Annotated in this window: 9 protein-coding genes and 1 riboswitch; of the genes, 3 read left to right on the top strand and 6 right to left on the bottom strand. The window is 60.0% G+C overall.

All coding sequences use genetic code 11. From position 1 onward, the window contains the following. Window positions 1-19 precede the first annotated feature (19 nt). The 6 genes from ACOYW2_RS08145 to ACOYW2_RS08120 form a co-directional block, all read right to left on the bottom strand. Entirely contained in the window at window positions 20-1,195 is a 1,176-nt protein-coding gene (locus ACOYW2_RS08145) for an NAD(P)-dependent malic enzyme (RefSeq protein WP_482770071.1), read from the bottom strand. A 232-nt stretch (window positions 1,196-1,427) separates the two neighbouring features. Then, complete coding sequence (locus tag ACOYW2_RS08140; protein WP_482770070.1) at window positions 1,428-3,713, bottom strand: ATP-binding protein; 2,286 nt, start codon at window positions 3,711-3,713, stop codon at window positions 1,428-1,430. An 83-nt stretch (window positions 3,714-3,796) separates the two neighbouring features. Beyond that, entirely contained in the window at window positions 3,797-6,430 is a 2,634-nt protein-coding gene (locus tag ACOYW2_RS08135; protein WP_482770069.1) for an ATP-binding protein, read from the bottom strand. A 323-nt stretch (window positions 6,431-6,753) separates the two neighbouring features. Beyond that, window positions 6,754-8,082, bottom strand: a complete 1,329-nt coding sequence (gene gdhA, locus ACOYW2_RS08130; RefSeq protein WP_482770068.1) for an NADP-specific glutamate dehydrogenase — start codon at window positions 8,080-8,082, stop codon at window positions 6,754-6,756. A 258-nt stretch (window positions 8,083-8,340) separates the two neighbouring features. Then, window positions 8,341-8,859, bottom strand: a complete 519-nt coding sequence (locus ACOYW2_RS08125) for a beta/alpha barrel domain-containing protein (RefSeq protein ID WP_482771001.1) — start codon at window positions 8,857-8,859, stop codon at window positions 8,341-8,343. Between the two features lie 36 nt (window positions 8,860-8,895). Continuing rightward, window positions 8,896-9,354: a hypothetical protein gene (locus ACOYW2_RS08120; RefSeq protein ID WP_482770067.1), complete on the bottom strand. Its 459-nt coding sequence runs from the start codon at window positions 9,352-9,354 to the stop codon at window positions 8,896-8,898. A 471-nt stretch (window positions 9,355-9,825) separates the two neighbouring features. Between ACOYW2_RS08120 and ACOYW2_RS08115 the strand changes: the two genes are divergently transcribed. From ACOYW2_RS08115 to thiE, 3 genes are all read left to right on the top strand, one after another. After that, a complete protein-coding gene (locus tag ACOYW2_RS08115; protein WP_482770066.1) occupies window positions 9,826-11,514 on the top strand; it encodes an alkaline phosphatase family protein in 1,689 nt (562 codons plus the stop codon). A gap of 76 nt (window positions 11,515-11,590) precedes the next feature. Continuing rightward, window positions 11,591-11,682, top strand: a riboswitch (TPP riboswitch). Between the two features lie 79 nt (window positions 11,683-11,761). Then, the gene (gene thiM, locus ACOYW2_RS08110) at window positions 11,762-12,595 is read left to right on the top strand and encodes a hydroxyethylthiazole kinase (protein ID WP_482770065.1); all 834 of its coding nucleotides are present in this window, start codon (window positions 11,762-11,764) and stop codon (window positions 12,593-12,595) included. Beyond that, window positions 12,592-13,224: a thiamine phosphate synthase gene (gene thiE / locus ACOYW2_RS08105; RefSeq protein ID WP_482770064.1), complete on the top strand. Its 633-nt coding sequence runs from the start codon at window positions 12,592-12,594 to the stop codon at window positions 13,222-13,224. Before thiM ends, thiE begins: the two co-directional genes overlap by 4 nt. Window positions 13,225-13,572 lie beyond the last annotated feature (348 nt).

Here is a 13,572-nt window from a genome sequence, read left to right as displayed (position 1 = left end):
TCTCTCCTAAAATAAAACGTTATTTCCTGATGGCTGCACCGGATTCATAAGCCGCCTGCTTGACGGCATCGGCCACCTGCCTGCCCACGCGCCGATCCAGGGCATCGGGGATCACATACTCGGCGGTGAGTTCATCGTCTGTGATGATCCCGGCGATGGCGTAGGCCGCGGCCAGGGCCATGGAGGGGTTGATCTCCCCCGCGCGGGCATCCAGGGCGCCCCGGAAAATCCCGGGAAAGGCCAGGACGTTGTTCACCTGGTTGGGAAAGTCGGATCGCCCGGAGCCCACCACGGCGGCTCCTGCGGCCCGGGCGTCATCGGGCATGATCTCCGGGGTGGGGTTGGCCATGGCAAACACCACGGCCCCTTCGTTCATGGCGGCCACCATCTCCTTACTCACCACGTTCCCGGCAGAGACCCCGATGAAGACGTCGGAGCCCACCATGGCATCGGCAAGGTCCCCTGTGCGTTTGTCCCGGTTGGTCCTGCGGGCCAGGGCCTCAAGGTGGGGCGGGTTCTGGGGGTCCCCTTCCCAAAGCAGGCCGCTTTTGTCGCAGGCAAGAATGTCGCTGACGCCCAGGTCCAGGAGCATCTTGATGATGGCGCCCCCGGCGGCTCCGGCGCCGTTAACCACCACCCGAACGTCGGAGATCTCTTTGCCCACCACCTTCAACGCGTTGATCAGGGCCGCGGCCACCACAATGGCCGTGCCGTGCTGGTCGTCATGGAAAACCGGAATATCCAGCTCCGCCTTGAGCCGCTCTTCGATCTCCACGCAGCGGGGTGCAGAGATGTCCTCCAGGTTGATCCCCCCAAAGGTGGGAGCGATCATCTTGACCGACTGAACGATCTCATCCACATCGCAGGTAGCAAGACAGATGGGGAAGGCGTCCACATCGGCAAATTCTTTAAATAAAATGGCCTTGCCCTCCATCACGGGCATGGCCGCTTCGGGCCCGATGTCCCCCAGGCCCAGGACTGCGGTTCCATCGGTGACCACGGCCACAAGGTTTCCCTTGGCCGTGTACCGGTACACCTCGTCCCGCTCATCGCTGATCTCCCGGCACGGCTGGGCCACCCCCGGGGTGTACGCAAGGCTCAGGTCATCCCGGGTCCCGATGGCGACCTTGGAGACCACTTCGATTTTGCCCACGCTTTTGGCGTGAAGCGCTAAACTCTCAGCATTGTAATCCATCCTGTATCCTTCCCCTTCGGTTCATCCTGCACCGTCATGGTGCGAATGGTTCGTGTGATCGGATGTATTGCAGCCCCCGTACCAAAAAGTATATTTTTTCATATCCCCCGCCGTTCCAAGATGTTGCACACAAAAAACGCAAAAACCCCGCTTTCTCCAAAGCGGGGTTTTTTCTTGCCGGACAGGAATTTTTCCCGGGGGACAGGAAGCTCGTCCCCCACATCCCTTCACGTCACCGGTTGTTCGTTTCCTCCGGGCTCAAGACCTTTCGAATGGTCCTGGCGAGCTCTGCCCGGTTAAAGGGTTTCTTCATAAAGGCACGGATGCCGTGCTCTTCAAGGTCTCCTGCCGGGGGGCTCCCGGTGCCGTCCTGATAGCCGCTGTACAAAATGATGGGCATCTCAGGGCACAGGGCCCTGATCTCGCGGGCCAGCTCCATGCCGTTAAGGTAGGGCATCATGTGATCGGTCATCACCAGATCAAACCCGCGGGGGTCCGTGCGGACCGCTTTTAAGGCGGCCAGGCTCTCGGTATGGGCCACCACCTCGTATCCCATGCGGCACAGCATCTTCTCGGTGCCGTAAATCATCTGCTCGTCGTCATCCACCAGGAGGACCCGCTCCTTGCCCTTTGGAATCGGCGGTGCCTCCCCCCCGTCCCTGGCGGGCTCTGCGGCGTGGGCACAGGGCAGGTACACGGTAAAAATGGTCCCCCGCCCCGGGTGGCTGGCCACGGTAATGGCACCCCGGTGACGCTTGACGATGCCGTGGGACATGGAGAGCCCGAGACCCGTGCCTCCCTGCTCTTTCTTTGTGCTGAAAAAGGGATCGAAAATCCGCTCCATGTCTTCGGGGGGAATCCCCTTTCCGTTGTCCCGAACCCTGAGGCGTGAGTAGCGCCCCGGACTCAAGTCCGGGTGGACCAGGGTCGCGTTTTTGTCCAGGTCCACGGCGTCCAGGGTGATCTCGATGATCCCCTTCTGGTTTTCCACGGCATGGGCGGCATTGGTGCACAGGTTCATGATCACCTGATGGATCTGGGTGGGGTCGGCAAGCACAAGGCCGGACTCGGCCTGAAGGTCCAGGCGAACGTCGATGGTGGCCGGGATGGAACTCTTCAAAAGCTGGCGGCACTCCGTCAGAAGCCTCGCCATCTGCACCGGCTGTTTCTCCTGCTGTTTGTCCCGGCTGAAGGCAAGGATCTGACGAACAAGGCCCTTGCCGCGCCGGGCGGCCTTGAGTACATGGGTCAGGTCTTCATGGGCTGGTTCCCCTTCCGCCACCTCCTCCAGAGCCAGTTCCGTGCAGGTGGTGATCCCGCCCAGGATGTTATTGAAATCATGGGCAATGCCCCCGGCAAAGGTGCCGATGGCCTCCATCTTGTGGGACTGACGGAGCTGCGCCTCCAGTTTCTTCTCCCGGGCCTCGGCCCGTTTGCGCCGCGCAATGATCCGCATCAGCACCACAATGGTAACGGACTGGTAGGCAAGAAAGCCAAGGGTGGCCCAGATGATGTATTTGTACTGATAGTAGACCGTCACCGGCTCGTTTCGGATCACGCTTCCCCTGGGAAGCCGGTTGTGGGCAATGGAGAAGTGCCGAAGGATCCGGTAATCGAAGATGGGCTCAATGGCGCTGTGGCGAAGGACGGGAATCTCACCGGGGGCTTCCCCGTTCAGTATACGCAGGGCAATGCGCGCGGCCTCTTCGGCCTGCCTTTGGCCGCTGAGCATCAGGCCACCCAGCACCCCGCTGCCCAGGGTATACTCCCAGGGGGAGTAGACAGGGCACCCGGAGTGGGTAAAAACCAAGGACGTGCTCTCCTGCACGGTGAGCCTTACCCCGTCGGGGGTCAGGTAATAGGAGAGGTAAAGGATCAGGGTCTTGTCGGGAAGAGAGGAAAGGGAGGCCTTCAGGTCATCAATGGATTTCATGGACAGGTCCAGGAAGGTCACGCGCTCTTCATAGGCCGGTATGAGTTCGAGGAGCCGCTGCCGGTTGATGCGGCTGGAGGTGGAGGCCCCGCTCACATAGGCGACGTAACGCGCCTCCGGATGCATGGCAAGGGCCAGGTTCAGGGTGCCCGCCAGGTCGTAATCTTCGGCAACGCCGGTGTACCCCGCATGGCCGGCGATCATCGCCTTATCAAACCCGTTGATACCGCAGAACACCACAGGGGTCCCGGGAAACAGTTCATTGCGGTGGAGCAGGAGGAAGTTGAGGGCGTTGTTGTCGGCGGCCACGATCACATCAAAGCGCACCGCCCCGTACTTCAAGCGATACACCTCTTTCAAGGTGCCGAAGATCTCCTCCGGGCGATACCGTTTGGTGTCCATGTACTCAAAACTGACCCGAAGGGAACTCCCCCGGGTGTCGAACACCGACCGAAGCCCCTCGGTGACTGAGTCCGCCCACACATACCCGGGATGGTATGAGTTCAGGACCAGTACCTGACGAACAGGAACCGCCTTTGCAGGCTCCGCAGCCTGTGCCTGCCCACCCGAAAGAAGCAAACACACGACCATCACCAAGATAAAATTCAGACGCCCCATTCGATCACCGAAGGGTTTGCATGTAATAAAAAGAGTGAAGACAGCACCCGTCATCCCTTTTCGATCCCTTTTCCCGCCTCATCCAGAAGCCTTCGGACAACCCGCGCCAGCTCTTTTTTGACAATGGGCTTGATCATAAAGGCCTTAACGCCCATCTCCTCCAGGGCCTCCTCGCTCAGCCTGGTGCTGTACCCGGTGCAGAGAATAACCGGTAGGCCCGGCCGGATACGGAGCAGCTCCTCGGCCAGGAGCTCCCCTGTCATGCCCGGCATGGTCATGTCCGTCATCACCAGGTCAAAGTGCTCCGGCCCCGACCGAAACAACTCCAGGGCCTCGACGCTGTCCGTCCTGATCACCGCTGTGTACCCCAGGCGCCCCAGGATCTTGCCGATCATCCTGGCGATGGGCGGCTCGTCGTCAACCACCAGGATCCGCTCGCCACCCGTGGGCAGGATGCCGTCATCCGAGGGTGGCTCAGGCTCCTCGCGATCCGCCTCGGTAACGGGCAGGTAAACGGTAAACACGGCACCGCGCGGGATGTTGTCCTCCACCTTGATCTCTCCCCCCCACTTTTTGACAATGCCGTGGACCATGGCAAGGCCCATGCCCGTGCCTTCCCCGGGGCCCTTGGTGGTAAAAAAAGGCTCGAAAATGGAGGATTTCACCTCAGCGGGGATGCCGCACCCTGTGTCGGCGACCCTCAAGGTCAGGTAGTTCCCCGGAAGGAGCGAAACCGGAACCGGCGTCCCCCCATACCCCAGGGCCGTGTCAAAGAGCTTTACATCCAGGACCCCGCCGTCCCCCTCCATGGCGCTGGCCGCGTTGGTGCACAGGTTCATGAGAATCTGGTGCACCTGGGTCTCATTGCCGAGGATCCTGGATTCGCTTTCAATATCCCGGGTAATCTCCACCGTGCTCGGGATGGAGGAGCGGATGAGTTTAAGGGCCTCTTCCACAACGGGTTTCACCCGAATGGCCACGGTGGCTTCGTCGCCCTGGCGAGCAAAGGTGAGGATCTGTCGAACCAGCGTCACGGCCCGGGTCCCGGCCAGGTAAATCTCCTGCAGGTGGCCTTCCAGCCGCGTGTCCGGCGTCACATCATCCAGGGCAAGCTCGGCATAGCCCAGGACCGAGGAGAGAATATTATTGAAATCATGGGCAATCCCCCCTGCGAGTCCTCCGATGGCTTCCATCTTGTGGGTCTGGCGAAGCTCCTCCTCCATCTTTTTAATCTGCGTGATATCCACCCCGTGATGGAACCGCACCTGCCGTCCGTCCACCCACTGGATGCTCCGCTCGTAGTTGATATAAAAGGCAGGGCCTGGTTGGGCTCTCCCGCCCGGCGCCCGGACGGTGTCCGGAATCCCTCCCCGGGGGGAGCTCCCCGGAGGCCCTTCCCTCTCGCGACCGGCCATAAAGAGGGCATGGTACTCCTGCCCGGTGAGCCCCTCTCCGAAGCTTTCAATCATGGCCTTGTTCATAAACAAAATCTTGAAGGTCTTCGTATCCGATACACAGATGATGGCGTCCACGCTGTCCAAAACGGTCTTCAAGGTCTTGAGGGACCGCCTCTGGGCCTCCTCCGCCTTGACGGACTCGGTGATGTCGGGTGCCGTCTGCCCACCACGCGGACCACCTACCCCGTCGAAAACCAGACGCTCCCGTGGTTCGAATCCACTTCTTCTCCCCTTTGTGGGTGGTGATCTCACCATAATGGGACGGCCCAGCTCGACACACTGGGAAAACGCCTTGGCCACAGCCTCCCCGTCGTCTTTGCAGTAACAGGACATGGACGCCGTAAAATGATCCAGTGTCGGGTCCACCTCCAACCCGTGAATTTCATAAAGCTGGTTGGTCCAGAGAAACAGCTCATCGTCCACGTGGAACTCCCAGCCCCCGATGTTGCTCAATCTCTGGGTTTCGTCCAGAAGGGCCCGGTTCCGCGCCAGCTGATGTTCCACCGCCTTGCGCCGCTCCATGTCGTGATACAGACGCTGTCGCATCTGGTTCAACGCCGATACCAGTTCGTCGATCTCGTCCGGGCATTCGGGGTCGGCCTTCCTGTTGGGCAGCTCCAGGCGCGTGCCCAGCTCCCGGGGCCGTATGGACGTGGCGTACCCTGCAATGGCCGTTATGTGACGCGTCACCAGGCGGTGAAGGACCGCAAGGATCGCCATGGAGACCAGCAGCGTTTTCAGGGCCTGGGTCACCAGGACCACAAAAAGGCGCTCATACAGTCGGCGATGGACCCCCTCTAAGGAGGCATAGACGTCCAGCACACCGATGTGCCGCTCCCGGCTCCCGTGGGAAAAGAACATATCAAAACCCCTGCGAACCCACTGCTCGCCCTCCTTCAACCGACCCGCTGTAAAGAGCACCTCCCCGTTCTCGCGAATCTCCAGGTAGATGAGGTCCCGCATGGTGAGCATGTCATTGAGATGGGTGGTGATCTGAAGGTCATCGAGCTGCCACAGGCTCCCCGACAGACTCTCCAGGTGCCCTTCCCTGACCTGCGTGAACTGGTCGTCCACGGCGCTCAGGTCTTTTCTGTACTCCAGGAACAGGTTGAAGCTGGTCCCGATAAAGGTAATGAGAAAGCTGAAGACAAGGATATAAAACAGCTGCTTTGCAGCCAGGGAACCTTTAAGGCGACGCGAGATGGTCTTGATGCGGTGAAAGGGCATACACACCTCTGTTGGGAGTCAGGATCCCTCGGCATGTGGAGAAACATCCCGGCCACGGGATGCGCGATCCCCCAAACATAAGGGGGGATAAACGGGGGTACGGACCGCCGAAGAGACAGACACGGTCAACGGGCGGGGTGCGGAAAAACAAGCAACAGGAAAAGACAGGGCAGAGAAAAGCACATGGTGCGGAAAAAACGGCAGGCTACCCATAGCATGCCGACATCCGCACCATCTGCCATCACGTCAGAGGTGTATCGATAAAACGGATGCCCGCCTTCGGCCGCAGGTTACGGCCCAACGGGCGTCCGTATGGGCAGGAGTCAGACAACCCCCTGGTCTATCATGGCATCCACCACCTTGATAAAACCGGCGATGTTGGCCCCGGCCACATAGTTGCCGGGCATGCCGTACTGTTCGGCCGCATTCAGGCAGGTGGCATGGATGTTCCGCATGATGTCCTTGAGGCGCCGGTCCACCTCCTCCCGGCTCCAGGAGAGACGCATGCTGTTCTGGCTCATCTCAAGGCCTGAGGTGGCCACCCCGCCTGCGTTGGCCGCCTTGGCAGGGCCAAAGAGGATGTTGTTGTCTTTGAAATAGTGGACCGCCTCCAGGGTGCAGGGCATGTTGGCCACCTCCACCACGGCGCGGCAACCGTTCTTCACAAGGATTTCGGCGTCCGAGCGGTCCAGCTCGTTTTCAAGGGCCGTGGGCATGGCCACATGGCAGGGGACCTCCCAGGGGCGCCTGTTCGGGACCCACTCGCAGCCGAACCTGTCGGCGTAATCCTTGGCGGGCCGCCTATAAACGGTCCAGAGATCGGCCATGTAGGCGAGTTTTTCGCCCTTGATCCCCTCGGGGTCATGGACGTAGCCGTCCTCGTCAGCAATGGTCACCACCTTGCCGCCCAACTCATTGACCTTCTCGATGACATAGGTCCCGACGTTGCCGTATCCTGAGATGGCAACGGTCTTGCCCTCCATGGTCTCGTTTGTGAGCTTGAGCATCTCTTCGAGAAAATAGACGGCGCCGTACCCCGTGGCCTCGGGCCGGACCAGGCTGCCGCCCCAGTTGAGGGCTTTGCCGGTGAGCACCCCGGTAAATTCATTGGTCAGCTTCTTGTACATCCCGAACAGGTAGCCGATCTCCCGGGCGCCCACCCCGACATCCCCTGCAGGCACGTCGGTGTTGGGGCCGATGTGGCGAAAAAGCTCGGCCATGAAGCTCTGGCAGAACCGCATCACCTCGTTGTCCGATTTGCCCTTGGGGTCAAAGTCGGACCCGGCCTTGCCGCCGCCCATGGGCAGGGTGGTCAGGGCATTTTTAAACACCTGCTCAAAGGCCAGGAACTTCAGTATCCCGAGGTTCACCGACGGGTGAAACCGGCACCCGCCCTTGTACGGCCCGATGGCGCTGTTCATCTGAACCCGAAAGGCACGGTTGACCTGCACCTGCCCGTCGTCATCCACCCAGGGCACACGGAACATGATGACCCGTTCGGGCTCCACGATCCGCTCCAGGACATTGTGCCTGCGGTATTCGGGATTCTGCTCCAGGACGGGGGCCACCGACTCCACCACCTCGGTGACGGCCTGGTGGAACTCGGGTTCGTGGGGATCTCTGCTCTTTACGACCTCTAAAATGTCTGGCATATCGCATCTTCCTGTTTGATGAATAAACGAACGCATCAAAACAATGCGTCAGAATTTCGTATTGCGTATTTTTCCAATACAAAAATCCCGATCTTAGAAATGGCGTATGCCAAACAGCGCAAAGGGGTCAAGGAAAAAGGTCGCTGATCATGGCAGGTTGCCGCAACCACGGGGAATACGTGGAAATCTAAAACCGTGCCAAACCAAATGGGAGCCTGTCGGCCACTCTTTCCTTGTTTTTCGTAACGTTCAGCCCTTTTATTTCACGGCCAGTCTTTTCTTGTCCGCATAGTACTTCATAAACTGAGCCCGCTCGTTGATGGTTGCCGCCTCCTGGGAGAGCCGCCCCCTGAAGTCGGCAATGGTCTGGATCCCCTTGCTGCCCATCCACGTCTCCAGCTCCTCGATCATCACCCCCAGGTGCTTGACCCCGTTCTTGTAAAGGGTCGAGACCACCTGCACCACGTCCGCACCTGCCAGGATCTGCTTGACCACCCCTGCGCCGTCATGGACGCCGGTGGAGGCCACAAGGGCGCAGTCCACCTTCTCGGCCATGATGGCGACCCAGCGAAGGGACAGGGCCATCTCCGCAGGCGTGCTGAAAAGGTACGAGGGCACCACCTCGATTTTCTTGATATCCACATCGGGGCTGAAGAACCGGTTGAAAAGCACAAGCCCGTGAATTCCCGTCCGGGAAAGTTTCTGGATCATGGGGCCAAGGTCGGTGAAGTAGTGAGAGATCTTCAGCACCACAGGGATGGAGAGGACCCCAAGAATCTTTTCGAGAACCTTGGAGAGAGCTCTTCCTTCTCCTTATACGCCCCTGGTTGAACTGGGTCGGGAAGATGTCCAGCTCCAGGGCGTCGGCCCCTGCCCTTTCAAGCTCCCGGGCAAAGGCGATCCACTCCAGGGAATCGGATAACAGTTGATGCTGGCGATAACGGGTATATCCACCGAAGCCTTGGACTCACGTATCAGGGTGGTGTACCGGTTGAGGTTGTCTTCCCGGACCTTGTACCCGTAGAATTCAATGGGATTTTTCCTTCCATCGTAGTCAAAATACTGAACCGAGGCGTCCGCGGCCTTGGTGTCCCGGATCACCTTGTCGCTTTCAAGGTTGATCTCCTCCTGGAAAAGGGATTTCAACACAACGGCCCCTGCCCCGTTTTCCGCAAGGCGCCTGACCCCTTCCACCGTGCCGGACAATCCGGAGCTTCCCACGACAATAGGGTTCTTGATCGACATTCCCAGGTACGAGGTGGACGTATCCATGCGTCATCTCCTTAGATTTGGTGGTGATCGGACAGGAGCCGTCCCGTCCCGAAGGCCATGGGCCTCGCCCGGGAAGGGCGGCACATGTATTGGAATAAGCACCGCAATGAGGCGTCGGTGATGGAGCATGATGCCCCGGTGGATATGGGGGCGTGCCCTGCCGGGGACAAACGCAGGCGTGATATGGAGAGAAACGAACAGAGGGCACGCGATGTCGGGGGGAGGGCAGCGTAAAGGCGCAACCGTAACCCCTTGGTTGAACAGACTTACATCTTACCCGATGCCAATTGGAGAATCAAGTTGCGGTGCCCGGCCCGACACTGGAAGCTTAAGCCCATCCGTTGACAGAAGCTGGTGGCCTTGATACGAATACACCCATCGCAAACAACAACATTGTTACAAATGCAAAACAATACACCAAGGTCATTGTAACCCATCATCGGCCCCGCCAACCCAAAAGAGGACACCCCCATGAAAGCATGCCGACCCGTCTATTGGATGTTGCCGCTCCTGATACTCGCCGCCGCCACCTGGACCCATGCAAAACCTCTGCGGGAAAAGCCCGCCCTGGTGCTCCAGATCACCATCCATGATATGCGCGGCGATTTTCCCATGCGATACAAAGACCGCCTGGGCAAGGGGGGCCTGCGCTACCTGATGCAGCAGGGGACCCATTACACAAACGCCGGCTTTCCCCATGGCGGAACCGAGCCCACCGTGGGCCATGCAGCTCTGTTCACCGGCACCTCCCCTTCCCGCAACGGCATTGTGGCCGGAAGCTGGTTCGACCGGGCCAAAGACCGCGTCATCACCAGTTGCGAGGATGACCGCTACCCCCTTATCGGAAAAACACCGGTAGAAGGAGAAGGCCGGGCTCCCTCGCAGATGCTCGCGGCCACCATCGGTGATGAGCTGACAATAGCCACAAACGGGGGAGCCAGGGTGTTCAGCGTCTCCCTCAAGGATCAGGGCGCCATCCTCCAGGGAGGCCACACCGGCAAGGCGTTCTGGTACTCCACAACAGACGGTTCCTTTATAAGCAGCAGCTACTATTTCACCCAGTACCCCGACTGGGTTGCGCAATGGAACGCGGAAAAACATGCCGACGCTTACAGAAACAGGTCGTGGCAACTTCTTTACGCCCCATCCACCTACCTCTTCGGCACGGATGACAGGCGCCCCTTTGAGGTGGACATGTTCGGCCTGGGCACGACCTTTCCACACCCCCTCAACGCAGAGACCTCGCATTTCTACGCCAGCCTTGCCGCCACACCCTTCGGGGACGAGCTCACGGCGGACTTTGCCAAAACCCTGATCAGGGAAGAAAAACTGGGGCAAGGGCCCCGCACCGACTTTCTGGCCGTGGGCTTCTCGGCCACCGGTTCCATCGGACGCCTCTTCGGAGCCTCAAGCCTTGAGGCGGAAGACACCATCCTACGGGTCGACAAGCTGTTGGCCGACCTGTTCCGATACGTGGACAAGGAGATCGGCCTGGACCGGACACTTGTTGTTCTCTCATCCAACCAAGGCATGTGCGAGACACCCCAGCACCTGGCAAGCCTCGGCTTTGACGTGGGGTGCCTGCCCTCCGGTCCCATAATCCGGGAGGCCCTGGCAAAGGCCCTGAACAAGCGGTTGGGTGTCCCCGAATCAGTCGTCCGGCTCTACGACCACCCGTACGTCTATCTCGACGAAGAAGAAATCGCAAAAACCGGAGTCAGCCTTGCCCTGGTGGAGACAACAGCCGCCGAAGAAATTATGAGCATCCCGGGCATTGCCGGAGCCCTGACCCGCACGGACCTTCTCAAAGGGACCGTGGCCCCCACCCCCACCAACATGGCGATCCTCGACAGTTTCCATGCCGGTCGCTCCGGCAACATCCACGTCATCGCTGCGCCATCCACTTACGTTACCGGCAAAACGCCCTCCGCCTTGCCCCAGGGCGACGACACCTATGTTCCCCTCTTTTTCGCAGGCTGGGGCATCCCCGCCCAACGCATCACGCGACCCGTCACCCCTTACGATATCGCCCCAACCCTTGCAAGCGTCCTTGAAATCAAGGCACCCTCGGGCGCTGTGGGGATTCCCCTGGAAGAGGTGCTGAAGGAGGATACCCCTGCTGAAAACTGGATCACGGCAAGCCGCACCGCACTGCCATGAGATAAGGGCGAATGTGTTGACAACCTCGCCTGACCACCCTATACAAACTGCATCACACGATGCGGCTTTCCACAAGCCGTACACGCAGGGGTGGCTTAAGGCCTGAGATCATACCCGTTGAACCTGATCCGGATCATGCCGGCGAAGGGAATTGCGAAGCGCATCGATCTTTCTTTTTGGGGGGCAGTCGCCCCCCTCTCAAGCCCTCCTCAGCCGTTTTTCAACCAATGCATAAGGATTTAGGATTGTGAACGACCTTGCCCTAAAAGCAGCTGAGAACCTATCAAAAATCAGGGAATCCAACCCGCTTGTCCACAACATCACCAACTACGTGGTGATGAACTACACGGCCAACGCCCTCCTCTCCCTGGGGGCCTCACCGGTGATGGCCCACGCAGAAAACGAGGTGGAGGAGATGGCCTCCTTTGCCGGTGCCCTGGTCCTCAACATCGGCACCTTGAGTGACCCGTGGATCCGGGCGATGATCTCGGCAGGAGCCAAGGCCCGATCCCTGGGCACCCCGGTGATTTTAGATCCCGTGGGCTCCGGGGCCACCGCCTTGAGGACCCGCACCGCCACCCGCCTCATCCGGGAAGCGGGGGTCTCCATCATCCGGGGCAACGCCTCGGAGATCCTCTCCCTGCAGCAGGCAGGCTCCGGCACCCGCGGCGTGGATGCCGTGGACACCGTTGAAGAGGCCGCTGCCATGGCCTCGGCCCTGGCAACGGAGCTGAGCGCCACCATCGCCATCACCGGCCCGGAGGACATCGTCACCGACGGCGCACGCACGGCAAAGATCCGGGGCGGCCACCCCCTCATGGCACGGGTCACGGGAACGGGCTGCACGGCTACGGCCATTACCGGTGCCTTTGCGGCCGTGGACCTCGACCCCTTTACCGCGGCCTGCTCTGCCCTGGCCTTCTTCGGAATGGCCGGGCAAAAAGCGGCCGAAAAGGCCTCGGCACCGGGAAGCTTTATGATCGCCCTTCTGGACGCCCTCTACACCCTCACCCCCGAGGAGCTGCACACCGGATGCGCCATGGATGTCATTGGCTCTGGCCCAAAGGAACAGCGCCCATGAACCGCCTTTCAACCGTGGACTACGCCCTGTACCTGGTGACGGACCAAAAGCTCTCCAGAGGACGCAGCACCCTGGAGATCGTCCGTGGGGCTGTCTCCGGGGGCGTCACCTGCGTCCAGCTACGGGAAAAAGAAGCATCCACACGCACCTTCATTGAGGAGGCCCGCGCCATCAAGGCATGGCTGGATGATAAAGGGGTCCCCCTGATCATCAACGACAGGGTGGATGTGGCCCTGGCCGTGGGCGCCTCCGGGGTCCACCTGGGGCAGAGCGACATGCACATCCGCGATGCCAGAAGCCTTCTGCCCCCGGAAGCCCTCATCGGGATCTCTGCCGAATCCCTGGAAGATGCCCTGGCCGCAGAGCGCGAGGGAGCGGACTACATTGGCGTCAGCCCTGTGTTTGCAACCCCCACCAAAACCGACACCGCCCCGCCCCTGGGCCTTGACGGGGTGAGGCAAATCCGCGCGGCAGTGGATATTCCCATTGTCGGCATCGGGGGCATCGGCCTTGCCAACGCAGCCAAGGTGATGGCGGCAGGGGCCGACGGCATCGCCGTGGTCTCGGCCATCGTGGCCGCAGACGATCCGCAAAAGGCCGCAAGGGGTCTTAAAAAAAAGATTGGATAAAACGAGGCGAGCGGGCGTACGGCTGGACTGAGGGTAAAACGGGCTTCAGCGCCCTGCTCGGGTAGCCATTGGGGAATAATGGTTACGATTCAGTTTATGCCTCCGGCGGCCCTGCCGGGGGCTAAACTTTTGCCTGATCTTACAACGACGGGTTTAACAAACAGGGCTTCACAGTTCTTCGAAAATGACGTTTGAGCCTTGATTATCGTTTGGCCGCGACCTTCAAAAAAAACGGGAAAATAGACCGAAACGGAGCACCGCACACAGGTGCGGCTTTTTAATCCGTCGTTACCCGTGCCGCACAGGAGTGCGGCGCTCCATAAGGACAAAGGTGTTTGGGACGTGATG

The organism is Desulfoluna sp. CLI2B (genome assembly GCF_056847375.1).
Note: the sequence above shows the minus strand (reverse complement) of the source record. Positions and strands in the feature narration are given on the sequence as shown.